Source organism: Streptomyces sp. AM25, assembly GCF_058146165.1.
In genome coordinates this window covers 242,266-266,984 of sequence record NZ_JBKIWN010000005.1, presented here as the reverse complement: position 1 = coordinate 266,984, position 24,719 = coordinate 242,266, and the positions used below count along the sequence as shown (strand labels likewise).

The window sequence follows — 24,719 nt, the reverse complement described above, 5'->3', positions numbered from 1 at the left end:
CGCGGCCAGGGGCCGGTCCGGGGTCGTTCCCCGGCCGCGAAGGCGCTCACGCACCCATCATGTGGGGATCCATGGCTGTTTCCAGCATGATGAGGGTGTTTCCGTTGAGGCTGCTGTGAATGGTGCAGTCGTAGTGCTCGCAGCCCGGCCCCTCCAGTCTGCCGCTGGACATATGACTGTCCGGCGGGCCGCCCGTCACGGTAAAGGTGACGGGGCCATCGGCCACCTGGTAGCGGACTGCGGCTGCGCCGGACTCCCAGGGGAAGTGGACCGAGGTGACCCGGAACGTGTCCGATTCCCGGGGACTCAGGACGTGCCCTTCGTCCGGGGCTTCGTCGAACGATCCGGATACCGTCTTCGACGTCAGTACCAGAGCGTGAGCCGACTGGTTGCTGACAGTGACATCGTAGTGTTCGCGCTCCGGCATGGGGGTCCCGGTCGCGGTGGCTGTATCCCTGAGCTTCTTGGCGTATTCCTTGTTCATGCCGTCCAGCGTGCGCGCGGGAGCGCGGACGCCGGGTCATCCGGTCGTCGGGATGAGTGGGGGATCACCGGTCCTCCGATCGGTGGGGGAGTGTCTGCCCCTCCGCTACGTGACGAGCACGGCGGTCTTCTGCCGGAGACGATCCGCTTCGGGCATGCCGCGGAACCGGTTGAGCCGGGTACGCATGTCGCCGGCGGCCGTGTGGACTTTGACGGAACGGATACCGTCCGCGCAGTCGGCGAAGTCGTTCCAGGTGACGAGGGCGCCGTCGAGGTCGCCTTGGCGCAGGCGGACGCCGCCGAGGTCGGCGAGGACGATGGCGCGGGTGCGGCGGCGGTCGAGGCCGTGGATGTCGAGGGCGAGGCGGAGGTGTTCTTCGGCGGCATCGAGGTCGCCGAGGCGGGCGAGGATCATGCCTGATTCGTGGGCCCACCTGCCGGGCGAGTAGTGGGCCGCCCAGGACTCGCCTGCAATGGCGCCTGAGTGGCCGATGGCGGTCTCGGAGAGGGCGAGGTGTCGGGTGGCCAGCTTGTGGTCGTCGTCCTGGGCCGCGGCGTTGGCGAGGGTTGCTTGGTAGTAGGCGACGGCACGGGGGTTGTCGAGGTCCTTGCCGTAGCGCACGCAGGCTTCGCCGAGCTGGACGGCTTCGGCTCGGAAACCGAGGTCGGTGGCCTGGACGGCCAAGCCGCGCAGGGCGGTTGCGGAGAGTTCGGGGTCGCGGGCTTCGGCGGCGAGGCGGTAGGCGTGTGCGTAGTACTGCTGGGCCCGGCCCTGGTGTTCGGGGTCGTTGCCCTCGTCCTGGGCCATCCAGCCGGCGAGGTGGACGAGCTGGGAGGTGGCGGCGAACAGCTCGCGGCCCGTGGCTTCGGTGTACTTGCCGTTCAGCCAGGGGGCCACGTCGTCGGTGAGGTAGCGCACGGCCAGGTGGCGAGCGTGTCCGCCGCCGAGCTCGGCGGCGGCGTCACCCAGGGCCTTGACCATCTGCTTGACAGCAGCGACCTCGCCGGTGCCGACACGGAGGGCCCCGGCTGGGGAGGTTTTGGTGCGGCGGGTGATGCTGTCGAGGTCGGGCAGTGCGAGGGCGCTCAGGGCGTAACCGCTCGTGGCGGCCAGGAAGTTCCGGCGGTGCACGTCGCGCCTCCCCAACTGGATGACTGAAGCCACGGTATCGGTGGCCTCCGCCTCGCATGCGGCAGTCCGGGGCTGTCCGGAGGGCTCCAAGTCCAGGTCGAGGACCTTCGCGACATACGGGAGCCAGTGCGTCGGTGCCCGCTCGCCCTTCAGCCACCGGCGGGCGTACTGGCGCTCGATCGTGTCCGGAGGCTTCCCGGAGGCGATGCCGACTTCCCGGGCGAGCTTGGTGGGGCCCCAGCCGCGTTCTTCGCACGCGTGTCGGATGAGCTCGGCGAGTTCCTGTTTGGTCGGCACGATGCCGTCGCCTCCTGGCCTACACGGGCCTACAGCTGCCCTACATCCTGGCCCCTCTTCGCGCTGCCTGTACGGCCGTTCACTGAAGCTCACCGCCTGAGGTACGTGGGCGGACGAACGGCAGCGGGCCGTCTGCGTCCAACTGTCTCCTCGCCACGTCGGCGGCCCGCTGCCCCAACTCTCTGGGACGAGAAGGAGACGACGGTGACGTACACGTGCCGTACGACCGGCGGCAGGACGGCCCGCGGTGACTGGCTGGGACCCATGCCTGGCTGGATCCGGGCCCCGGGCAGCATCGCGGCGGCCGGCAGCCTGGCCGTCGTCGTCCACCACGGCCTCGACCGCCCCGGGCAGACCTCCGCCGTTCTGTCCCTGCCGACCGCGGCGACCACTGCGACGGGAGGCCGGTGATGACCGCCGGTTCGAGCGCCATCGCCGCCGCCGAGGTCTTCGCCTACGCGGACGAGAAGATCAAGCGGGCCGCCGCCGAATTGTGGCCCGGCGGCACCGTGCGGCTCGGCCGGCACACGCCCGGCGTCACCGCCTACGTCCGCCGCCTGACGGTGGACGGCCGCCCGTTGTACGCGAAGCTGTCGTTGCTGGGCCTGTCGCTGGTTTCCGTGTTGCGGGGCACAGCCGGGGACTGGGCCCAGATCCGCGCGGCCCAGGTGGCCTACCAGGGCTCGCCGGGGGCCCTGCTGGAGCGGGAGGCCAGGAGCCTGGCCATTGTGCAGGAGGCCGGAGCGCGGGCCTGCCCGGTGGCCGGTCTCCAGGGTGGGGTGCTGTTCACCGAGCCCGTTGCCGGTCCGACGCTGAGCGACTTGCTGGCCAAGGACCCGCACCGGGCCGGCGAGCTGATGACCCGCGTGATGGTCGAGCTGGCAGGGCTTCAGCGACCCGCCGTCGCCCGCGCCGTAGATGAGGTGGCCATCACGGAACGGGGCATCGGCTCGACCTTCGACCGTAAGTTCAACGGCATCAGCGGCCCCACCTACCTGCGCAAGGCCGGACAGGCCGGGGAGGTACTGGGCACGGTGGTCCTCCGGCTGCGACGGCTGCGGCCTGTTCCGGCGGCTGGGTACCGACCGGTCGTCTACGGAGACCTCAAGCCGGACCACATGGTCTTCCCCGACGGCGCGGGCGGGCGGCCGGTCTTCCTCGACCCGGGCCTGGGCCGGGGACGGCCACAGACGGATGCGGCCAGACTGGTCTCCCGGACCGTGCTCGGTCTGATCGCGTCCTCCCCGGATCCGGTGACGGCCGACGCGACAGCGACCGGGATCGAGGAGTTCACCGCCGCCCTCACGATCGACCTCGCCCCGGACGAGCGGGCTGCGTGGCTGCGACACCTGCTGGTGCTGTGGCTGATGGACACCGCCAACATCCTCAGCACCTACCTGACGTGCCCGCCCGATCTGCCCCTGCCCGAGCACGCCGGAAAGCTCACCGCCCGTGCGGAGACGGTGTGCGGCCTGCTGGACATCACGACGGCCGGTCTGGTTGCCGGGACGGACCCGCGGGCGGTCTGGCGGCTCGCTCTGGCCGACGTGGTGAAGGCGGCGAACCGGTGACGGCGGCCAAGGCCGGGGCGATCGGGGTGATCGGCGCCGGGGCCGTCGGCCAGAGCGTCGCCATGCTGCTGGCCGCAGGTGGCTGGTGCGAGTCCGTTCGCGTCGTCTCCCGTACGGGCCTCTCGGCCCAGGCCCTGGTGACCGACCTGGAGGACATGTGCCAGGTCACCGGCTCTCCCGTCCGGGCGATTCACGCCGCCGAACCGGGCAAGTTGGTGTCCTGCGAGGCGGTGGTGATCTGCCCGCGTGCCGAGTTCGTCAACACCAGCCATACCAATGTGCGGATGGCCGGGCTGAACGCGAACGCCCCCGTGATCGCCTCCCTGGCCCGCGCACTGGCCCACTATCAAGGGCTCGTGGTCATGGTGACCAACCCCGTCGACGTCATGACTCGCCTGTTCACCGAGGTCTCCGGCTGCCCTCGCGTCTACGGGGTCGGCTCGAACACCGACACCGCCCGCTACCGCCTCACCCTCGCCCACCTCCTGGGCGTGCCCGTCGAGGGCGTGGAGGGGCATGTGATCGGTGAGCACGGCGACCAGGCAGTGGTGTGCGCGTCGGCCACCCGTGTGAACGGCTGCCCGGTCGATGTCCCGGTCGGACGGGTCCGCCGCGAGCTGGCCGACCGCCCGGCCAGGATCAGCTCAGGACTCGGCCGAACCCGCTGTGGCCCCGCCGGCGCCGTCATCGCCGCCCTCCGTGCCGGCCTGGGCCTGGAGGACCGCGTGGTGGAGCTGTCCGTCAACCACGAGAGGCGGTGGGCGGGAATCGCGTTGCGATTCACCGCCGGAACCCCAAGCGTGTGCCTCCCCCGGCTCGATGCCGTCGAGGCCCGGCAGTTGGTGTCCGCGGACGTCAAGCTCCGTGACGCCTACGAACCGCTGGCCCTCCTGCACGTTCCCGTACGTCCCTCACGGAAGGAGAAGACCGCAGTGATCAGGACCGCTACCCGCATCGCGACGGCCGGCCAGGCCTTGACCGTCACCAGCAACAGCCCGGTGGTCACCGAATGGGCCCTCCGTTACTTCGGCCCCTGGTGGCACGCCACCAGTTCCACTGCTGACGACGACCCGCAGGTGATCGCTGACGTCAACCCGGCCGAAGTGACGGAAATCGCCCAGTACTTCGTCGACCACGGGCACGAGGAGACCGTCTACGCGAACTCGAGCATGCTCTTCGGCCGGGGCGACGACGGCACTGTCCTCGCCTCCCAGCCCGACGACGAGCTCGCCTACCGGGCCGAACCCGGCGGCCCCTTGCACATCTACGGCTGCGAGGACGTCCCCGTCGCCCTGGCCGCCGCCCGCCTCGCCCGCGAGGTCCTCCGTGGTCGGCTGGCGGCCGACGGTTGGTCAATCCTGCATGCCTCCGCTGTCGTTCGTGACGGGCGGACTGTACTGACGCTGGGCGACAAGGGCGCCGGGAAAACCACCGTGGGGCTCCTCCTGGCCCGGGCCGGCTGGCAACTGCTGGCCAACGACCGCGTCTTCATTCGCAGCGAAGACGACCGGCTGCGAGTGCTGTCCTGGCCCTCGGCCGCGGCCATCGGTCTCGGCCTGCTGGACGCCCTCGGCTGGTACGACCAGGTCCGCGAGCGCATCCTGCGCGGCGAACAGCTCCACCCCACCCAGCACCGGAAGGTCACCGACGCCCTCCACTCCGGCAGCCGCACACCCCTGTGGAAGGAGTCGGGCAAGGAGCTCAAGCCCCAGTTCTTCCCCGACCAGCTCGCCACCTGGCTCGGCCTGACCCTCGCCGCCGAAGGACACGCCGCCCGCATCCTGTTCCCCCGCATCACCCCGGACGCTGACCCGGCCCTGGCGGACACGGACCGAACCGTGGCCGTGGGCGACTTCTTCAGCGCCGGGACCGAAGACCGCTACCCCGATGTCTTCGGCCTCCTGCCCACCGGCGGTGCCGGCAGCCGGTCCCTGCTGAGCATCCTCGGCCGGCTGCCCCGGCACGCCGTGGCCCTCGGGCACGACGTGGCGGCCAACACCGCCTTCCTCCAGCAGATCACCGACCCGATCGCGGGCTGAACCGTCGCGAGCCAGATGCCCGGGAAGGGCGTCTGGCCCTCGACACCGCCCCATGCCCGCAACCCCATCACAGGGCGGCCCGCCCCCACGTCATCCGCGGGCGGTCACCGGTGCCAGATCACCGCCGGTGTAGAGCTGACGGCACGCGCGGCGCTGGACCTTGCCGCTGGTGGTGCGGGGCAGGGAGCCGCGCCGGATGACGACGACCTCGTCGACGTCCAGCCGCTGTCCGTCGTGGACGGCCTGCTGTACATTCTCGCGCAGCCGCGCAACTCCCGTGTCCCGCAGGACCCGTCCGTCCGCCTCGACGACGACCACCAGCCGTTCCGCGTCACCGTCGTCCACCGAGAACGCCGCAGCACAGTTGGGGCGCAGGCCGGGTGCTGCATCCTCGGCCGACAACTCGATGTCCTGGGGGTAGAAGTTGCGGCCGTTGCGGATGATCACGTCCTTCAGCCGGCCCGTGACGAACAGTTCGGTGCAGTGGAAGAAGCCGAGGTCGCCGGTGCGCAGGAACTCCGGGCCGTCGGGATCGTCGGCGAGGTGTGCCCGGAAGGTCTCCTCGGTCTCCTGCGGGCGTCCCCGGTAGCCGAGGGCGACGCAGGGTCCGCCGATCCAGATCTCGCCGATCAGGCCCGGTTCGAGGGGCTCGCGGGTATCCGGGTCGACGACGACGACGCGGGTGGGATACGACGCGAACCCCGAGCCGACCAGCGGCTGGGCACGCTCGTCCGCCTCGTCGAGCAGTTCGAGCCGGCCGTCCAGCAGGGCGGCGGACGAGGCCCAGAGGACCGTCGGCTCGTGGTCCGAGGGGCTGCCGGTGGCCTTGAGGGTGTTCTCGGCGAGTCCGTAGCCGGGAGCCATGGTCCGTGCGGCGAAACCCGAGCCGGCGAACGTTTCGGTGAACATCCGGACGGCCCGTCGGCGTACGGGCTCGGCACCGTTGACGGCGACGCGCCAGGAGGACAGGTCGATGTCGGGGCGGGCGTCCTCTGCGGTCTCCGTCCAGTCCTTCACGCACAACTCATAGGCGAAGCTGGGCGCGGCGGCGTGCGTGCCCCGGAACCGGGATATGGCCTCCAGCCAGCGGGCCGGCCGGCGGACGAACGCGGTGGGCTCCATCAGATAGGCGGGGACCCCCGAGCAGACGGGGACCAGGGCGCCGAAGAGCATTCCCATGTCGTGGAAGAGCGGCAGCCACGAGACGATGACGCCGTCCGGTCCGGTCGGCCACGTGTCCTCCAACTCCGCGACGTTCGCCAGGAAATTGGCGTGCGTGACCATCACCCCCTTGGGGTCGCCGGTGGAGCCGGAGGTGTACTGCAGCAGCGCGATGTCCGTCGGCTCGGGCGAAGGGACGTTCCACGGGCCCGAGGGCGTGAGGGACTCGGCGTCGACGAGCCTCAGTCCGGACTGTTCCAGGAAGGCGCCGAACTGCCGCTCCAAGTCCTTTTTGACGGCACAGGTGGTGAGAACGACGTCGGTCCCCGCGTCGTCGGCGATGCGGCGCATGCGCTCCAGGCCGCTTTCCCGGGTGGGTACCTGGATGGGGGCGACGGCGACCCGGGCGTACATGCACCCCAGGAGCGATCGGATGAATTCCGGCCCCGTCGGGCAGGCGAGCACGGCGCTGTCGCCGCCGCGGAGTCCGACCGTCTCCAGGGCCGCGGCCCGGCAGCGGGCGTCCTCCTCCAACTGCCGGTAGGTGAGACGCTCCTGCGGGGTCTCGCCGTCACGCAGGAATACGTAGGCGTCCTCGTCGGGCTGCTTGACGCTGCGCAATTGCAGGGCCTCCGTCACGGTGCCGACGACGGCCGCGTCGGTCGTGGGAAGGGTTCGGGCCATGGGGGCGGGTCCTCTCTTCAGCCTTGGGCGCCGACTTCCGGTCCACAGGGGCTTGTTGACCGTCATGCTCGGTATCGCCGCCGCAGTGGCACGCTATGGCCCGCGCGTTCGCAGCCGGTAGTGATTCCTGTCGCTTCTAGTGAAAGCCCTCGCGTTTACGCCGGGTAATGGTGTACGGCCGAAGTCGCGTTGGTTAAGAAGTGCGGATCGGCCGGTCGGGGCGGTCGACCCCGCCCGGACGCAGTTGCCGGTCGGGGTAGGGTGCTCGGGCTGTGTCCGCGTGCGGTCGTGGCGGGTCGCGCCCACGCGGCGGAGTCGCATAGGAAACCACCCCGCGCCCCGCACTTCACACGCTCTGAGCGAGTTGAGCGACCAGCACGCTGATAGCCTCGCGTCGTGACTGCGATGATCCTGCGTGCCGCCACTGCCGACGACGTACCCGAGATCCTCGCCTTCTGGAAGACCGCAGCCGAGGACGCCCACCGTCCGGCAGACAGCAATGAGACGGTTACGGCCCTGCTGACGCGGGACCCGGACGCCCTCATCCTCGCCATGGACGGCGAAACCATCGCGGGAACGGTCATTGCCGGCTGGGACGGCTGGCGGTGCAACCTCTACCGCCTTGCCGTCGCCCCCGAGCGACGACGGCAAGGCATCGGACGGACGCTCGTCCGCGCAGCCGAGGAACGGTTCGGGCGGCTGGGCGGAACGCGGGCAACGGCCATGGTGCTCAACGACAATGACCAGGCGCACCGCACCTGGGACGCCAACGGCTACACACCGCAGGCGGAATGGTCCCGCTGGGTGAAACCCTTGTGACCTGGCCCCGTATTGAGGCAGAAGACGAGCAGGGCCAGGCAGATCACCTGGGTGAGGGCGGCGAGAGGAGGGCGCGGCGAGGAGCGGCTGTTCCTCACCAGGCGACGGACCGGCCGCGGTAGTCGAGGTATTGCAGGCCGGCGCGGCCCCGTTGTGCATCGACGGTCGTGACGAGACGGGGAATGCTCTCGCCGATGGTGAGGCGAGCGTCGGGGCCGCCGAGCTCGGTCTTGACCCAGCCGGGCGCCATCAACAGCAGCGTTCGGTTGTCGTCGTGGTGACGGGCGGCGTAGCTGCGCATGAGTTGGTTGAGGGCGGATTTACTGGCGCGATAGATCTCGAAGCCACCGCGTTCGTTGTTGGCGATGCTCCCCTGGCCAGAGGACATGACCGTGATGGTGCCGTTCGGGTCGACGAGCTCGCCGAGCGTTTCGACGACCCGCATCGGGCTCAGCGCGTTGGTGATCATCAGGCGGGTGAACTCCTCGGTCGTCACGTCCGCGCTGGTCTCCTCCTGTCGATTGGTGACGCCCGCGTTGATGAAGAGCAGGTCGAACCTGCGGGCAGTGAGCCGGTCGCGGAGGGCTTGGACTTGTTCAGGCGCGTTGATGTCCACGTGCTCGATCTCCAGCCGCCCGTCGACGGTGTCGTGCAGCTCGTGCAGAGCGGTGCGGGCAGAGCCACGGACGGTTGCCACGACGCGGGAGCCCCGGTCGATGTATTCCGCCGCGATGGCGTGGCCCAGGCCGCGGGAGGCGCCGATGAGCAGAACGGTCGAGTTCTTCGAGGTCGAGTTCATGACTGCTCCTGGAGTCCTACTGCCGTCCCGGCCTTCGCCTCGGAGGGAAGCCGTTCAAGGCCGTAGAGCGCCTCGGCGTTGGCGTGGGCGATCTTGTGCTGATCCTCGCGGTCGGGAAGCGTCTGCAGGAAGTCCGTGATGGTCGCGGCGTCGAGCCGGTGGAAGGGATAGTCCCCCGAGAGCAGGATGCGGTCGGCGCTCGTGCAGTCCAGCGCATGACGGAGCAGACGCGGGGTCAGCATGCCGCTGGTCGCGACGTGGATGTTGGTGGCGAAGTACTCGGCGACCCGCCGCTCGAGGTGGGTTGCGATGTTGGAGAGGCTGTCGATCCGGTCGAGCCAGAACAGGAGCATCTCGCCCCAGTGCCCCAGGACGATCTGCAGGTCCGGGTGGCGGTCGAAGACGCCGCGCACGATGAGGCGGAGCGCCGCAAGTCCTGCTTCGACGTGCCACCCCCAGCCGAAGGTGGCCAGCGCGAGGCCGACGGTCGGGTCGAACCCGCGGTAGGACGCCTCTCGGACCGCGTTCGGGGGAATCTGCGGATGGATGAACACGGGCCGTCCCAGGCCGGCGGCGGTGGCGAGCAGTTCGTCGTAGGCGGGGTCGTCCAGCGGGCGTTCGCCGCTACGGCCGTAGGACATGATCCCCACGTGGCCGGGCATGTCCGCGGTGCGCAGCAGCTCGGCCACCGCTGCGTCCGGATCCGACATCGGCAACGTGGTCATGGCCCTCAGGCGGTTCGGATGGCGACGGACGGCTTCGCCGGCGCGGTCGTTCGCGTCGCGGCTCAGTACTGCCGCCTCGCGGGCCGGGAGCCCGTGAGTCCCCGGCGGGGCGATCGAGAGGATCTGGACGTCGATGCCCGCCGCGTCCATCGCCTCGATGCGTTGGTCGCCGATGTCGAGCAGACGCGCGGGGATGTCCCCGCGGTCGTTCAAACCCACGCTCTCGTCTCGCACCCCGGCCGGCTGCGCTCGCAGCGCCTGGTCGATTCCGGTGGTGTTCCAGTGTTCTTCGATGGCGATGACTCTCATCCCGCTCCTCCACACCGTTGTGTGTTCCGCCGTGCTCGTGCAAGCCTCGGCCACGCGCGGTGCACAACGGCCCGGGAGCAGCGATTTCTATAGTGTTGCCGCTATGACACGTCCCGTAATCGCTGATTCCGTCATTCTGGAGCCAGATGACGTGCGAATCCTTCGTGCTCTGCAGATCGATCCGCGGGTCGGGTTCGCGACCGTGGCGGCGGTCCTGGGGGTCTCCGAGCTGACCGTCGCCCGTCGATACCGCCGCATGCGGCGTGCCGGGGCGATCCGGGTGATCGGGGTGGTCGACCCGGGAGCGCTCGGGCAGAGCCGGTGGATGGTGCGCCTGCGCTGCCGGCCCGGCAGCGTCACGGCCATCGCCGAAGCACTGGCGCAGCGCGATGATGTCAGCTGGGTCGCGTTGAGCGCTGCCGGCTCCGAGGTCACCTTCGCGGTGCGCTCGCGATCACAGGAGCAGCGCGACGACCTGCTCGGCCGTCGGCTGCCCCGCACCGCCGCCGTGCTCGACCTGCAGGCATCGGTGATGCTCCGTCAATTCCTGGGCGGGCGCGGGCACTACTGGGCCGCACTCGCCGGAACCCTGACCCCCGAGCAGGAGTCCGCTCTCGGGCCCGCCGACGGACCGTTCATTGAACAGCCGGTCGTGCGGGATCAGCCGCCGGAGCTCAGCGCCCATGACGAGAAGCTGCTCGCGGCCCTCGCCGTCGACGGACGAGCCAGCCTCGTCGACCTCGCAGCCGCCGCCGACCTCACCCCGGGCCGGGCGTCTCGGCGTCTGCACGCACTGCTCTCCGGCGGGGTGGTCCACATCGACGTGGAGATCGCGCCGACGGCGCTGGGATACCGGGCTCGGGCGAACCTGTGGATGCGGGTCCACCCAGCCAAGATCAAAACTGTGGGGCGGGCGATGGCGCAGATGCCCGAGGTGGGATTCGTCGCCGCCGTGTCCGGACCGCACAACCTGCACGCCACCGTCCACTGCCGCGACCTCGACGGGCTGTTCGAGTTCACCACCGACCGCGTCGGAACCCTGCCCGGTGTCGAGGCCATGGAGATCAGCCCCGTCCTCCGCCAGATCAAGCAGGCCGGAACCCGCGTGGACGGTGACCGCCTGAGCGACCCGTTGAGTGATCACAGCCGCGGCTGACGTGTCCTTCCCGGCCGTCAGCGGACCGTGAGGAGGAGCCCGGCCGGGACGTCCAGCAGCTCGGTCAGGGCTTCGGCGTGGGGGAGGAGACGACGGCAGATTTCGTTGATCCGCTCGGGCAGCGCGAGGACCTGCTGCGGCGTGAGGAGTCCGTGTGCGAGGTACCAGCCGGTGTGGGGCGTTGCCTGCTGCAGGCAGTGGAGCCGGTACAAGTCGCGGAGCAGGGGCTGGGCAGCGTCGGGGGAGTCCGAGTCCGAGGCGCACAACGTCTCGCGCAGGGCCTCGGCCGTGGTGCGCGTCGCGTGGGCCCGGGCGAGGCGCTCGGCCAGTTCGGTCCGGGCGTTCCAGGACTCGAAGCGGACGGCCTGGTCGCCGTCGGTCCGCAGGGCCGAGACGAGTTCGGCGTGCAGGAGACGCTCGCCGGCGCGGAAGAGGCGTGACCAGTCGTCGGGCACGGACTCCTCGTCCGGCGGCCTGTACTCCGGGCCGGTGGCCATCGACCAGGCGGCATCGAGCAGGATGAGCCGGTTGTCGCCGCCGCCCGCTTGGAAGGCCGTGGTCAGGGCCTGGTATCCGATCATCCGGTGTTCCGGGAAGAAGCTGAGCGAACCGGATGCCGCGCGGCAGCGGGAGACGGCGGTGTCCGCGAGTTCGGCGACGGCGACCTTGTTCAGTGACAGTGTGCGCATCTCGGCGGCCGAAGGCCCGGTGCCGAGGCCGCCGCCGGGCGGAATGTGCCAGCTGCGTGCGGTCGTCCGGTGGGCGACCGCGGTGGCGGCCAGCGCGTCGGCCGCCGCGCCGAACAGGAGGCGCTGCTGGTTGAGATGGGCGATGGCCACGATGTCGCCGGCCAGGCGGTCGTTGGTGCGGCGGTGGCGGGCGTGGGTGAGCGCGAGGGCTGTGCTCGCCCGCGCGGTCGCGGCCAGGCCCGCCGTGACCGCACCGAAGGCGAAGCGGCTCATGCCGACGCTGCGTCGGCTGCGGGACTCGGGCCCGTCCAGCGGGTCGTGGAAGGACCCGTCGTCGGCGATGGACGCGCCGTCGCCGAGCCACCTGCGGTAGGGCACCCGGACCCGGTCGAACCGGACCTTGGCGAAGTCCATGGGGAGCGGCGCGTTCGGTGCGAACGGCTCGATCGTGACGCCCTCGCACGGTCCGTTCTCGTCGCGCAGGGGGACGAGGAAGAGCGCGGTCCCGCGATCGGTGCCGCCGGTCAGGAGGCGCGCGCTGACCACGGCCAGTTTGGCGAAGCCGTCCAGTCCTGCGGTGTTCGGCTGCTTGGCGGCCTCGGGGGTCGGGGTGTGCAGGACGAACTCGCGGGTGGCCGCGTCGAAGACCGCCTGGGTGCGGATGGCGGAGCTGCTGTTGCCGTGGGCGCGTTCGTCCATCAGGGCGGCGCCGATCCACTGCCCGGAGGCCAGGGCGGCCACGTCCTCGGGCGGGGCGCCGAAGTCGAGTGCGGGGCCGAGGGCCATGCAGTGGTGCAGGAGCATGGCGAAGAACAGGCGGGTGTCCGCCATCGCGCTCAGTTCCAGCACGGTCCGGAGTCGGATGGGGTTCGTCAGGAGCGGTTGCCGGTCGCCGAGCCGGGACTGGAGGTAGCGCAGCCCCGAGTAGGGCGAGGCCGGCGACGGCCCGTCGGTGGGGTGCGGCTGCGAGAAGAACACGTCTGTGAACAGCTTCGTGAGGTCGTCGTCGGCCATGACCGGTACTCCTGGGCACTGAGGATGGGCAGGGGGGCTAGGGGGCTAGCAGGGCGCATCCGTGATCCCGGCCCACCACGTTCGTATGGCATCGGCCACCGCGGTGGCGTGGGCGTCCAGCATGGTGAAGTGATCGCCTGGGACGGTGCGTTCGGTGTGCGGCAGCTGCCAGGGACGGGACCAGCGGTCGCCCTCCGTGAACCCGGGGTCGGCCTGCCGCGGGCGCAGCAGGAGCGTGGACGTACCGGCCGGTGCGGGTTCCCAGCCGTCCAGCAGGCGAAGATGGCCGCCGGCGGCGGTGAGCCGGTGGGCCGGGATGCCGTGCTCCGTGAAGGCCTGCTGTCGTACGGCTGCGCGGCCGAGGGCGTGGGGCAGCACCTCGTCCCGGAAGGCTCGGTCGGGCCACGGCGTGTCCAGCAGGACCAAGCCGCTTGCGGCGCGGCCCTGTTCCGCGAGCCGCGTGGCGACGGCGTGCGCGATCAGCCCGCCGGACGAGTGCCCGCACAGGAGGAACGGCACCTCGCCGGTGCAGCGGCCGACTGCCATCGCGTGCGCGGTGGTCAGGGCGTCGAGGTCGCGGGGGAGGGGCTCCTCCTCGGCGAAACCGGGCTGCGGGAGCGCGAGCACCTGGTGGTCGCCGTGCAACGCCTCGGCGAGACGGGCGTATTCGTGCGGTCCCGAGGCCGGGAGCAGTGAGGGGAAGCACAGCAGCGGGGGACCGCCTCCGGCCGGTCCGAGCCGGACGGGGCGGGGCGTGTTCTCCGGTGCGGACTCGGCGCCGAACGTGCGGCGCAGGCGAGCCGCTGCGCTGATCAGCTCGACCGCGGCCCGGCCTTCCCCGGTCAGACAGGCATGCCGGTACAGGGCGTCGAGGGTGTCCGGCAGTTCCACGTGCCGCTGGTCGCGCAGGAGGCGCCACAGGTGGGTGCCCAGTGCCCGGGGCGTGCGGTGATCGAGGACGACGGTGGAGGGCAGGGCGAGGCCGAGTGCGCGCGTCAGCCGGGCGCGCAGCTCGGCTGCGGCGAGCGACCCCGTGCCGATCTCGGCGAACGCCGTGTCCGGGCCGACCTGTCCGCCGTCGTGGAACCCGAGGACGACTGCGGCGTGGTTGCGTATGAGCGTCAGGAGGACGGATTCGCTGTCCGGGAGCGGAACTTCGTCGACGTCCTGGCGGGCCGGGACGGCCCCGGACGGGAGCCAGTGGCGCTCGCGCCGGAACGGGTAGGGAGGCAGTTCCACGTGATGGGCTGCGCGGCCGGTGAAGAGCTTCTTCCAGGCCACCGGAACTCCGTCGCAGTAGGCCTCCGCCGCGGAGAGCAGAAAGCGCCGTCGGTCGCCCTCGCCCCGCCGGAGGCTGCCCACCACGGAGACGGACCTGCCGGCCGACTCGGCGGTGTCCAGGACGGAGTGGGTGAGGGCCGGGTGGGGGCTGATCTCGATGAAGCGGGAGAAGCCGCCTTCCAGCAGCGCGCGGACCGCCTTGTGGAACTCGACCGGGCGGCGGAGGTTGCGGTACCAGTACTCCGAGGTCAGCCGCGTGGTGTCCAGCGGGCCCGGTTCGACGGTGGAGAAGAACCGCATCCGTGCGGGGCGGGGTTCGAGGCCGTCGAGCGCCTTCGCCAGGTGCCCCTGGAGGCTGTCCACGTGGGCGCTGTGGGAGGCGTAGTCGACGGCGAGGCCGGTCGCTCGCACGCCCCGGTCACCGAGTTCGTCGAGCAGGGCGGTGACGGCATCGGGGTCACCCGAAATCACGGTCGAGCCGGGGCCGTTGTCGGCCGCGATCGACAACACGCCCCGGCCGGTGTCCAGATGAGCGGGCACGTGGTCCCTGGACAGGGCGACGGCCGCCATCCGGCCCTGTGGCAGCTCCCGGACGGCTGCGGCCCGCCGGGCGACGACCTTCGCCGCGTCCTCCAGCGACAGGGCGCCGGACACACAGGCGGCGGCGATCTCCCCCTGACTGTGCCCGACCACGGCGTCCGGCACCACGCCCAGTGACTGCCACAGCTCGCTGAGCGCGATCATCACGGCGAACAGGGACGTCTGTGTGACGTCGACGCGGCTCAGAGGCGGCTGGCCGGCCTCCCCGCGCAGCACGGCGCGCACGGACCAGTCGACGTGCGGTGCAAGGGCCTCGTCGCATGCGGCCAATGACCGGGCGAACACCTCGGATTCGGTCAGCAGGTCCGCTGCCATGCCCTCCCACTGGGAGCCCTGTCCGGGGAAGACGAAGACGGTGCCGCCTCCCTGGGGACGGGCCGTGCCGACGGCCGCGTGGGCGGGCAGGGTGCCGTCGGCGATGCCGCGCAAACCGGCGAGCAGTTCGGTCCGTTGTCGTGCGACGACCACCGCACGGTGCTCGAAGGTCGACGGCCGGGACGTGGCCAAGGCCCGGCCCGCGTGGAACAGATCGGCCGACTCGGCGAGCGGCAGCAGCCGGGATGCCATGTCGCGCAGGGTGGGGGCGCTGCGGGCGGACAGTACCCAGGGCAGCGGCCGGTCGTCCTTCGGCTGTCCTCCGTCCTCGGCGGGAACCTCGACGGGGGCCTCTTCCAGGATCATGTGGGCGTTGGTGCCGCTGATGCCGAAGGCCGACACTCCGGCCCTGCGGATCCGGCCGGAGCGCGGCCAGGGCCGGGGCGTGAGCAGCAGCCGCACGCTGCCGGTCTCCCCGGCCTCGGGCGGGGACGGCAGGTCGGTGTGCAGGGTGCGCGGCAGCAGGCTGTGCCGCAGTGCCTGGACGGTCTTGATGATGCCGGCGATCCCGGCGGCGGCCTGGGTGTGTCCGATGTTGGACTTGACCGAGCCCAGCCACAGCGGCCGGCCCTCGGCGCGGTCGGTGCCGTACACGGCCTGCAGCGCCCCGGCCTCGATCCGGTCGCCCAGCGGAGTGCCCGTTCCGTGCGCCTCGACCGCATCGATCTGGCTTGACGTCAACTCCGCGTCGGTCAGCGCCTGCTGGATCACGTGCTGCTGCGCGCGCCCGTTGGGCGCGGTCAGGCCGTTGCTCGCGCCGTCCTGGTTCACGGCCGAACCGGCGATCACGGCGAGGACCGGGTGCCCGTGCCGTCGCGCGTGGGAGAGCCGTTCCAGTACCAGCACGCCCGCTCCCTCCGCCCACGCCGCGCCGTCGGCCCCGGCCGCGAACGCCTTGCACCGGCCGTCGGGTGCAAGGGCTCCCTGGCGGCTGAAGTCCACGAAGGAGGCGGGGGTGGCCATCACGGTCGCGCCGCCGGCCAGGGCCAGGGAGCACTCGCCGCGGCGCAGCGCCTGGACCGCGAGGTGCACGGCGACCAGGGAGGAGGAGCAGGCGGTGTCGACCGTGAGCGCGGGCCCGGTCAGACCGAGGGTGTAGGCGATGCGTCCGGAGGCGACGCTCGCCGCGTTCCCGGTGAGCAGCAGGCCGTCGAAGTGCTCGGGGGCCTCGGTCAGCCGGGGTGCGTAGTCCGGCGCCATCAGGCCGACGAAGACCGCGGTGTCGGAGCCGCGCAGCGCGGTGGGGTCGAGGCCTGCGCTCTCCAGCGCCTCCCAGCTCGTCTCCAGCAACAGCCGCTGCTGGGGGTCCATGGCCAGTGCTTCGCGGGGCGATATGCCGAAGAAACGGGCGTCGAACTCGGCGGCTCCGGCGAGGAAGTGGCCGTGGTGCGTGCTGGAGCGCCCGGGGCGGGCGGGGTCCGGGTGCCGGAGCCGGTCGAGGTCCCAGCCGCGGTCGTCCGGAAAGGGGGCGACCGTCTCCCGGCCGTCGACGAGCAGCTGCCACAGGTCCTCGGGGGAGCGGACGTCGCCGGGGAAGCGGCAGCCGATGCCGGTGATCACGACCGGGTCGTGGCCGGCGGGTGCCGGTGCGGTGTGCGGTTCGTCCCGTTCGTTCTGCGGCTGCGGCGGGCTCCCCTCGGCGAGGGCGACCAGGTGACGGGCCAGTTCCCCGGGCGTCGGGTGGTCGAAGACGACGGTCGTGGGCAGCACCAGTCCGGTCGCTTCCGACAGGCTCACGGCCAGACGTACCGCGGCGAGCGAGCCGATGCCCGATTCCCGGAACGTCCTCTGTGGCGCGGGGTCGCCCGGCGCATCGGCCGGCAGGAGACGGGCAAGCTGCTGGTGGATCAACTCCAGTGCGGCGTGGTGCCGTTCGTATTCGGGAAGGGCGGTGCCCGACTGCGGGCGGCGGGCGAGCAGTTCGGTCACGCGGGCGCGGGCGATCTTTCCGGTGGGGGTGAGCGGTACCTCGTCGACCAGGAGCAGCTCCAGCGGCTGCTGGTACTCGGCCGCGCCCTTGGCCGTCAGGTGGGCCCGTACCTCCTCCAGGCCGATGGCGGCCCCGGGGCGCAGGGCGGCGACCAGGCAGGGGTAGTGGCCGAGCCGGGCGTCGGGGCGGGCGGTGACGGCCAGCGCCGAGAACTGCGGCAGATCGCCGAGCATGGCCTCGATGTCGGAGGCGCTGACCTTCACTCCACCGACGTTGATCACTTCCGCGTCACGGCCCTGGTAGGTGAAGGTGCCGTCGGCGTTCCGGCGGGCCAGGTCCCCGGTGCGCAGCCAGCCGTCCGGGGTGAAGCTCTCCCGGGTCCGCTCGGGGTCCCCGAGATAGCCGAGGAACATGTGGGGGCCTCGGTACTGCAGTTGACCGGTGATGCCGTCGCGGCAGACGGAGCCCGTCTCGTCCACGACGTGCGCCTCGCAGCCGAGCAGCGGGCGGCCGATACTTCCAGCGGCGGCCTCCGGCGGGTCGTCGGGCCCGGTCACGGTACCCGCGCCCAGCTCCGACATGCCCCACTGGACGACGACGGACGCCCCGGTCAGCCGGCGCAGGTCCGTCACGAGCGGACCGGGCACCGCCGCGCCGCCCGTGCGCACCTGGCGCAGGTGCAGCCCGGAGGGTGCAGGGTCATCGCGCAATGCCGCTGCCAGATCCCGCAGTTGGGCCGGTACCGCGAACAGTACGTTCGCTGCGGTGCGGTCGGCGAGCGCGCGGAAGGCCGCGGCGTCCCACTGCGGCAGCAGGGCCTGCCGACTTCCGGTGAGCAGCGCCAGGTGGATGGACAGCAGGCCGAAGAGGTGGGTGAACGGGCCGGCGCTCACGATGGTGTCGCTGCCGCTCGCGCCGCCGTCCCGGGCCACCGTCGCGGCGTTCGACAACAGTGTGGCGTGGCTGTGCAGACAGAGCTTGGGACGGTTCGAGGTGGTGCCCGACGAGGGCAGCAGGGCGAACGGCATCTCGGCCGTCAGCTCCACGCGCCGGGGAGATGTCCGGCGGTGGCCGTCGACGAGCGCGTTGTACGGGACGATGCCGGTGTCCTGCCTTGCCGACGATGGCCGGGCCTCCCCGACGACCAGCACGCGTTCGAGCGAGTCCAGCTGCTCCAGCAGCCGCCGGCCCAGCGCGACACCGTCCACCTGCCGGTGGTTGGCCGGCAGGACGAGCACGCGGGCTGCCGCCCGCCGCATCAACGTCAGCAGATCCCGCTCACCGTAGGCGAGATGGAGCGGCAGGAGTACCGCCCCGGCCTCGGCCACCGCGGTGTGGGCGACCAGGAATTCCCAGCAGTTCGGAAGGTGGACGGCGACCACGTCGCCCACGCCGATGCCCCAGCTCTGCAGGCCCGCGGCCAGGGAGCGGGACTCGGTGCGCCACTGCGACCACGGCCGTGGTTCGCCGCAACCGACAACGGCCGGAGCATCGCCGTGCGCGTCGACGACAGCGGCGAAGATCTCCGGCAGTGTCCTACGGTCGCGTCCCTCGGCGGTGGCTTCCGAGGGAGCGACGAGATAGTCGTGGACCGTGACCGCCATGTGTGGATCCTTTCCTGCACCGGTACCGCCTGTCACCCCCGCCGGCGGGCGTGCAGCAAGTTGCCGTCCAGCGGCAGGCCCTGGACCGAGAGCAGTTCGAATCCGGCGGATGTCAGGAGGCATTCGTAGTGGCCGACCGTCCGCTCCTGGCCGCCCACGTTGCACATCATGTGCAGATCCCAGGCCACTGCCAGGGACGGCATCCCGGCGTCGGGCAACAGACGCTCCACCAGAAGGAGATGGGATTCCTCCCGCATGCTCTCGGCGCAGCGACGCAGGATGGTCAGGCACTGCTCGTCGTCCCAATCGTGCAGGACACGTGACAGCAGGTAGACGTCCCCGTCCTCCGGCACTGCGAGGGTGAAGTCGCCGGCCGTGAAGGAACAACGGTCGGCACAGCCCGCACCGGCCAGGTGCCGGCGTGCGCCCTCCAGCACGTGTGCCTGCTCGAAGAGCACGCCTCGCAGATGTGGCGCGTGGGCGAGAACCAGACCGAGCAACTGCCCGTTGCCCCCGGCGACGTCCACCACCACGCGGGTGTCAGAGAAGTCGAAGAGTCGGGGTATCGGCTCGAACATCGCCCCGCTGGCTGCCATCGCGGAGCCGAACAGTTCGGCCAGGCCGGGTCGTTCGGCGAAGTAGTCGAAGTGTCCCTTGCCGAAGAGCTCCTTGAACGCCTCCGTTCCGGTGCGGACGGCGTGGCTCAGCTCTCCGAAGGACTGGTAGAACGGCCCGCCGTACAGCAGTGCCAGGGAGCGCAGAGAGTGGCGGGCGTCCTGCCGGAGCAGCGCGCCGAGCTCCGTGAGCCCGTAGAAGTCGCCGACGGGAGTGACCACCCCGACGGCTGCGAGGTAGCGCAGCAGGCGGGTCAGGCCGGCCGGATCGACGGCGAGGCGGCCGGCCAGCTCGGCGACGGAGCCGGCCGCGGGCAACTGGTCGGCCAGCCCCAGCCCGGCGGCCACCGCGATGGCCTGGGTCGTCCAGGCCCCGGTCATCAGCTCCAGCAGCTGTTTCGCCGGATCGGCCGGCTCGGCGCCCCGGTGTGCGTCCAGGACCGTCCGGTGGTGGCCGCGGGACCGAAGTTCCAGGCGCTTGTCCGCACCGAGGAAGTACAGCACGGTGCAGTCCTCGACGGCGTTGTAGCCGCCGCCGTCGGCAGCCAGTCCACCGTGGTCGGCGAGGAGCGTGCGCAATCCCGCCAGCACCACGCCGTCCGGTTCCCTCACCTCGAGAGCGAGATGGGACTCATTCCGCTCCACCCGTTCCCTGGCGGCAATCCCGCACAGCTCCGCCCCCGGCGCCGTCTCCAGAACGAACAGCTCTATCTCACGCGGCCGTTGACCTGCGGTCGGCACTTGTGCATGCAGGATCGTGACGTCCAGCGCGGCGACCGGCACACCGTAGCGCCGGCTCAGCCGTTCTCGCACCACCACGCTGGGGATGGCGTCACCGACCGTGAAGCCATCGGCCCGGAGGCCTGCGGTCAGTCCGCCGGGCGAGGGCGGGAAGACCAGCGCGGCGGCATGAGCCACGTCGCAGTGCGCGGCGATGGAGTCCAACTCCCTTTCCGTGAGGCGGGGCAGCAGATCCCGCACGACAGCGCGTGCGTCCGCCGACTCGACGAGGGCCAGGGCGTCGTTGATCGCGGCAAGATCGGCCTGGTCGAGGCCGGCTGTGTGAACTGTCCGGCCATGCGGATCCAACAAGGTCAGCTCCCTCGACACGACAACCGGCTGGGCACCTCCAGCGTGCCCGCCGGGCACCGTCCGAACACCAACGCGTGGTCCGGCCGTCGGCGTTACGCAGTGGAGTCAGCGGGCGAGGGAGACGGCGAAGGGCTGGAAGCCGTGTCGGCGCAGGATGTGGGGGACCACCAGGACCAGGGCCTCGGTGGCGCGGGCCGTGGTGATGTCGCCGAGGTCCTCGATCCATGCGGGCTGCCAGCCCAGGTCGCCGAGCAGCCCGGTGACGGTCTTCTTCGCGTCTTCGTCGTTGCCCGAGAGATAGACGGTGGGCGGGGTGGCCAGGGTTTCGGGGGCGGTCATGACCATGAACAGCATGGTGTTGAGGGTCTTGACCACGCGGGTGTCGGGCAGCGCGGCCTGGAGCTGCTCGGCGAGGCTGCTGCCGGGGTAGCACAGGTCGCCGGGCAGGCCGTCGTCGGCGTCGCGGGTGGCGTTGGCGACGTCGACGAGGATCTTTCCGGCGAGTTCGGTGCGCAGGCCGGCGAGACGGTCCAGGGCGGTGTCGCCGGGCGTCGCGTTGAACACGATGTCCGCGGTGCGGGCGGCGGTGCGCAGGTCGGCGAAGGAGATGCCGGTCGCCGCGGTCTCCTCCTTCGGGCTCCGGCGGCCGAGGACGATGTGGTGTCCGGTTGCGGCGAGCTTGCCGGCGAGGTTGGCGCCGACGCGGCCCGCGCCCAGGATGCCGATGCTGCTCATGGGGCGATGCTCCTTGCGGTCTCGGGTGGGACGAACGGGAACGGGCCGCTTCGCGGTCAGGCGATCGGCGACAGGAGCGCGAGGGCGGCGGCGTGGATGCCGGGGGCGGCGGCCAGGAAGTCGCGGCTGCCCGTGCTCCAGGGCTCGCCCGCCAGATCGGTGACGGTGCCTCCGGCCTCGGAGACCAGCAGGGCGCCGGCGACCAGGCCGGAACGGACGTCGGAGAACTGCCAGAACGCGTCCATGCGCCCGGCGGCGACGTGGATGAGCTGCAGCGTGGCGGGAACGGACACCCGCACGACGAGTCCGCCTTCGAGCATGGCGGTGACCGATTCGCCGATCTGCCGGAAGGTGTGCTTGTCCTCGCCGGGCCTGGCCTGGCCGGTGCCGACGAGCGATGCGCCCAGGTCGGTCTTGGCGGACACCTTCAGGGGCCGGTCGCCCAGGCGGGCGCCGCCGCCGGCGACGGCGGTGTAGGTGTCGCCGGTGAGCGGCAGGTGGACGACGGTGAGGACCGGCCGGTTGTCGCGGACCAGGGTGGCGGTGACGGCCCAGTCCGGCATGGCGTGGACGTGGTTGATGTTGCCCTCGGCGGGGTCGACGACCCACCACTCCCCGGGCGGGAGCGCGCCGCCGGCCAGCTCGTCCTCGGCCCACTGCGATCCCCGCCGGGCCCGCAGCAGCGGCTCCCGCAGCACCTCCAGCACGGCGGCGTCGTTGGCGTGGATCTCCTCGACGACCTCGCTCAGGCTCACGCCGCGGGCGTGCGGGGTGCAGCGGTCGCGGAGCGTGAGGCCGGCGGTCCGCACCGCGGCGGTCACGTCGGACATGAGCGTCGTGCCGGCGTCGAAGGGCAGGGCTGTGCTCATGGCAGGCTCCCCGGATCCAAGTCGATGCGGGGCGGCTTCGCCCGCGCCCGCACGTCGAAGGTAGGCCGCCTTGCGAGTGTCAACAAGTGCATGCTCGGCACTCGTAGAGTTACTCGCATGCAATTGGACCTGAACCTGCTCACGGCTCTGGACGCGTTGCTGGAAGAGGGCAGTGTCGCCGGTGCCGCAGCCCGTCTCCACGTCACCGCACCGGCGATGAGCCGCTCCCTGGGCCGTATCCGCAAGGCCACCGGTGACCAGATCCTGGTCCGCACCGGCCGCAGCATGGTCCCCACCACGCGCGCGCTGGCCATGCGTGCACAGGTCCACACCCTCGTGCAGCAGGCCCACGAGCTTCTGTCCGCGCGGCCGGAAGTCGATCTGGCGGCTCTGGAGCGGGTGTTCACCGTGCGCTGGCACGACGCCCTGACCGCCGCGTGCGGCACCGCCCTGATCGCGGCCGTCCACCGCCAGGCCCCCGGCGTCCAGTTGTGCCTGCCCGCCGAACCCGGCACGGATTCCCCCGAGTTGCGACGGGGCGAGGTCGACCTCGAATCCAGCGCCGGCCGGCCGGCGCTCCCCCCCCCCCCTCCCCGACATCCGCCACCGCCTCGTCGCCCGCGACCGGCTCGTCGTCGCCGTCCGGCCCGGCCACCCGCTCACCGAAGGCCGACCGGACATCGAGCGCTACGCGGCCGCCGAACACTTCACGGTCTCGCGGCGCGGCCGCCTGCGCGACCCGATCGACGACGCCCTGGCGGCGTGCGGTCACGAACGCCGCGTCGTCGCCTCCGGCCCCGCCGTCGCCACCGCGCTGCAACTCGCCCTCGGCACCGACCTGGTGGTCACCCTTCCCGACGCGGTCACCCGCGCGGCCCGGGACGCACTGGGCCTGACCACGCTGCCGCTGCCGCTGCAGATGCCGGACGTCCCGCTGTACCTGCTGTGGCACCGACGCTACGACGACGACCGCGCCCACACCTGGCTGCGCGACCTGGCCACCGAAACCGTCCGGGCACTGTTCCCGCCACCGGCTGCGGGACCTGCTGCCGGGCCCGCCCGCCCGGAGCGGGTACCGGGGCCGTCGACGGGCGAGTGACTGCAGAGGCATACAAAGCCGAATGAAGCCTTATGTCATGATTTGCCTATGAAGCCCACGGATCATGTCGACATCATTCCCATGCAGCTGTCCCACCTGGACGGCGTTCTGAACCTCGGCTACCGCGCCTACGACGTGGACGCCATGCCGTACACCTCGTGGTCGCTGTCCTCGGTCGCCGTGCACTGGGACGCGCAGCCGGAGGCGTGCTGGGTCGCCGTGGACGAGGACGGGCTGCTCGGCTTCGTCCTCGGATCGCTCTCCTACGACGAGCGCGAGGACTGGGGCTATCTCGAATGGATCGCGCTGGACGAACGGGCGCAGGGCAAGGGCGTCGCGAGCGCGCTCGTGGAGCGGTGCTGCGCCGCGCTCTTCGCGGCCGGCGCCTCCCGGATCATCACCGACGTGGAAACCGGCAACCAGGCGTCGGCGGCCCTGATGCGCCGCAACGGCTTCACCGAGGGCGTCACCGTGACCCTGTTCGTGCGGCGCCACCCCGACAAGCCCGCCGGGGCGGCCGCCCACCCCACGCAGGACCCGGCCCGCGTCCGGCTGCGCCGCGCGGCCCGCGCCACCACCCGCTGACCCTGCGGGTGCGGGGGTGCACGCCCACTGTTGTCCCCGGTGTGCACCCTCCCGTTGAAGTCGCTGGTCAAAGGCTGATGTGACCGGTGCTCGGGGAGCTCACGCCGGCTGTGGGCGGCAGGCCGCTGCGCCCGCGAGGCTCGTCAAGAGGACAGGGTTGACTGCTGCGGGGATGAAGTCGACCGGAGCGTGAATGTCAGAGACGCAGCGGCCCTTCTGACCGGCCTGAACTCTCAGCGGGCGGGAGGCCGTTCGCGTCTGCCCAGCCGTAACGACGAGGAGTTCGTCATCCAGATTGGCCACCACACGCCCGGCCGATCTGGGTAAGCCCTTCACTGGCTTTGGCGTCGTCGATCTGCCTCTGTGTGACGGCCCGGACGGGCGCAGTCGCTGCGGCCCTGCCCGACGGCTTCGACACCCAGGGAAGGTCCGGCATGCCGATGCTCCACCTCGTGACCGGCGCCCCGGGCGCCGGGAAGTCCACCGTGCTCGCACACTTGGCGAAGTGCCCGTTCGCCGCAGTCGACTTCGACGAACTGCTCGCCCCCGTCAGCAGCCTGCTGGGCATCGACATCGCCTCCTCCGCAGCGAGCCCGGCGTGGCCCGGCTACAACGAGTTGTGGCTGAAGGTCATCACCATGCTGCTGCGTGCGGGCAGGCCCGTACTGGTCATGTGCCCTCTGTCGCCGGACGAATGGACGCGGGCGGTGTCGACCGCGGCGGACCCCGACCTGCCGGAAGCCGTCTGGGCGCGGCTCGACTGCGACGACGCCGACAGGCGGGCCCGCCTCACCGGGCGCGGCTGGGACCGGGGCCGGATCGAGAACGCGCTCGAGGACGCGTACGAACTCCGTCGTGTTGTTACCAGGGAGTTCACGACCAGTGGCCGTTCTCCGGCCGAGGTGGGTGCGGCTCTGGCCGCGTGGGCGGGCCCCTCCGGAAGTTGTTGAAGCCTTGACGGCGGCGGCCCTGTGATCGTCGGCGCGGTATTAGCCTGGAATGCAGAGGTGCACCAGTTGTCAGGGCCGCCATCTCGGCGCCCGGCGTCGTGGAAGGA

17 protein-coding genes and 1 pseudogene are annotated in these 24,719 nt (G+C 71.4%); 8 read left to right on the top strand and 10 right to left on the bottom strand.

Features of this window, described 5'->3' with window-relative positions; translation table 11 throughout:
* Positions 1-46: 46 nt before the first annotated feature.
* Both ACLHRZ_RS08665 and ACLHRZ_RS08660 read right to left on the bottom strand, forming a co-directional pair.
* On the bottom strand, positions 47-484 hold the full coding sequence (locus ACLHRZ_RS08665; RefSeq protein ID WP_490417701.1) for a hypothetical protein: 438 nt from the start codon (positions 482-484) through the stop codon (positions 47-49).
* 105 nt (positions 485-589) lie between these two features.
* A complete protein-coding gene (locus ACLHRZ_RS08660; protein WP_490417700.1) occupies positions 590-1,912 on the bottom strand; it encodes an NsdA family TPR-like regulatory protein in 1,323 nt (440 codons plus the stop codon).
* Between the two features lie 204 nt (positions 1,913-2,116).
* On the opposite strand from ACLHRZ_RS08660, the gene ACLHRZ_RS08655 reads away from it, so the two are divergent.
* From ACLHRZ_RS08655 to ACLHRZ_RS08645, 3 genes are read left to right on the top strand one after another with little or no spacing between them, the layout of a single operon-like run.
* Complete coding sequence (locus ACLHRZ_RS08655) at positions 2,117-2,323, top strand: hypothetical protein (RefSeq protein WP_490417699.1); 207 nt, start codon at positions 2,117-2,119, stop codon at positions 2,321-2,323.
* The gene (locus tag ACLHRZ_RS08650) at positions 2,323-3,483 is read left to right on the top strand and encodes a phosphotransferase (protein ID WP_490417698.1); all 1,161 of its coding nucleotides are present in this window, start codon (positions 2,323-2,325) and stop codon (positions 3,481-3,483) included. Before ACLHRZ_RS08655 ends, ACLHRZ_RS08650 begins: the two co-directional genes overlap by 1 nt.
* On the top strand, positions 3,480-5,522 hold the full coding sequence (locus ACLHRZ_RS08645) for a lactate/malate family dehydrogenase (protein ID WP_490417697.1): 2,043 nt from the start codon (positions 3,480-3,482) through the stop codon (positions 5,520-5,522). Before ACLHRZ_RS08650 ends, ACLHRZ_RS08645 begins: the two co-directional genes overlap by 4 nt.
* A 90-nt stretch (positions 5,523-5,612) precedes the next feature.
* Here the strand turns inward: ACLHRZ_RS08645 and ACLHRZ_RS08640 are convergent, their stop codons facing one another.
* The gene (locus tag ACLHRZ_RS08640; protein ID WP_490417696.1) at positions 5,613-7,367 is read right to left on the bottom strand and encodes a fatty acyl-AMP ligase; all 1,755 of its coding nucleotides are present in this window, start codon (positions 7,365-7,367) and stop codon (positions 5,613-5,615) included.
* A 396-nt stretch (positions 7,368-7,763) separates the two neighbouring features.
* Here ACLHRZ_RS08640 and ACLHRZ_RS08635 point away from each other — a divergent pair, with 396 nt between their 5' ends.
* Positions 7,764-8,186 carry a GNAT family N-acetyltransferase gene (locus tag ACLHRZ_RS08635; protein ID WP_490417695.1) on the top strand — a complete coding sequence of 141 codons (423 nt, stop codon included), beginning with the start codon at positions 7,764-7,766 and terminating at the stop codon, positions 8,184-8,186.
* 94 nt (positions 8,187-8,280) lie between these two features.
* On the opposite strand, the gene ACLHRZ_RS08630 is transcribed toward ACLHRZ_RS08635, so the two are convergent.
* Together ACLHRZ_RS08630 and ACLHRZ_RS08625 are read right to left on the bottom strand one after the other, a co-directional pair.
* A complete protein-coding gene (locus ACLHRZ_RS08630) occupies positions 8,281-8,985 on the bottom strand; it encodes an SDR family NAD(P)-dependent oxidoreductase (protein ID WP_490417694.1) in 705 nt (234 codons plus the stop codon).
* On the bottom strand, positions 8,982-10,019 hold the full coding sequence (locus ACLHRZ_RS08625; protein WP_490417693.1) for an amidohydrolase family protein: 1,038 nt from the start codon (positions 10,017-10,019) through the stop codon (positions 8,982-8,984). The genes ACLHRZ_RS08630 and ACLHRZ_RS08625 overlap by 4 nt, the downstream gene beginning before the upstream one ends.
* A gap of 151 nt (positions 10,020-10,170) precedes the next feature.
* On the opposite strand from ACLHRZ_RS08625, the gene ACLHRZ_RS08620 reads away from it, so the two are divergent.
* Positions 10,171-11,175, top strand: a complete 1,005-nt coding sequence (locus ACLHRZ_RS08620) for an Lrp/AsnC family transcriptional regulator (RefSeq protein WP_490417692.1) — start codon at positions 10,171-10,173, stop codon at positions 11,173-11,175.
* A gap of 17 nt (positions 11,176-11,192) precedes the next feature.
* Here the strand turns inward: ACLHRZ_RS08620 and ACLHRZ_RS08615 are convergent, their stop codons facing one another.
* The 5 genes from ACLHRZ_RS08615 to ACLHRZ_RS08595 form a co-directional block, all read right to left on the bottom strand.
* A complete protein-coding gene (locus ACLHRZ_RS08615; protein ID WP_490417691.1) occupies positions 11,193-12,878 on the bottom strand; it encodes an acyl-CoA dehydrogenase in 1,686 nt (561 codons plus the stop codon).
* Positions 12,879-12,923: 45 nt separating this feature from the next.
* Positions 12,924-18,668 carry a type I polyketide synthase gene (locus ACLHRZ_RS08610; protein WP_490417690.1) on the bottom strand — a complete coding sequence of 1,915 codons (5,745 nt, stop codon included), beginning with the start codon at positions 18,666-18,668 and terminating at the stop codon, positions 12,924-12,926.
* Positions 18,669-18,700: 32 nt separating this feature from the next.
* Positions 18,701-20,374 (bottom strand): methyltransferase, encoded by a 1,674-nt coding sequence (locus ACLHRZ_RS08605; protein ID WP_490417689.1) that lies wholly within the window; start codon positions 20,372-20,374, stop codon positions 18,701-18,703.
* 105 nt (positions 20,375-20,479) lie between these two features.
* Positions 20,480-21,109 carry an NADPH-dependent F420 reductase gene (locus tag ACLHRZ_RS08600; protein WP_490417688.1) on the bottom strand — a complete coding sequence of 210 codons (630 nt, stop codon included), beginning with the start codon at positions 21,107-21,109 and terminating at the stop codon, positions 20,480-20,482.
* Positions 21,110-21,165: 56 nt separating this feature from the next.
* Entirely contained in the window at positions 21,166-21,978 is an 813-nt protein-coding gene (locus ACLHRZ_RS08595; RefSeq protein ID WP_490417687.1) for an inositol monophosphatase family protein, read from the bottom strand.
* A 117-nt stretch (positions 21,979-22,095) separates the two neighbouring features.
* On the opposite strand from ACLHRZ_RS08595, the pseudogene ACLHRZ_RS08590 reads away from it, so the two are divergent.
* The 3 genes and pseudogenes from ACLHRZ_RS08590 to ACLHRZ_RS08580 all read left to right on the top strand — a co-directional run bounded on the left by ACLHRZ_RS08590 (position 22,096) and on the right by ACLHRZ_RS08580 (position 24,612).
* Positions 22,096-23,077, top strand: a pseudogene (locus ACLHRZ_RS08590) (LysR family transcriptional regulator).
* 48 nt (positions 23,078-23,125) lie between these two features.
* The gene (locus ACLHRZ_RS08585) at positions 23,126-23,662 is read left to right on the top strand and encodes a GNAT family N-acetyltransferase (RefSeq protein WP_490417686.1); all 537 of its coding nucleotides are present in this window, start codon (positions 23,126-23,128) and stop codon (positions 23,660-23,662) included.
* Between the two features lie 434 nt (positions 23,663-24,096).
* Positions 24,097-24,612 carry a P-loop nucleotide/nucleoside kinase family protein gene (locus ACLHRZ_RS08580; RefSeq protein WP_490417685.1) on the top strand — a complete coding sequence of 172 codons (516 nt, stop codon included), beginning with the start codon at positions 24,097-24,099 and terminating at the stop codon, positions 24,610-24,612.
* Positions 24,613-24,719 lie beyond the last annotated feature (107 nt).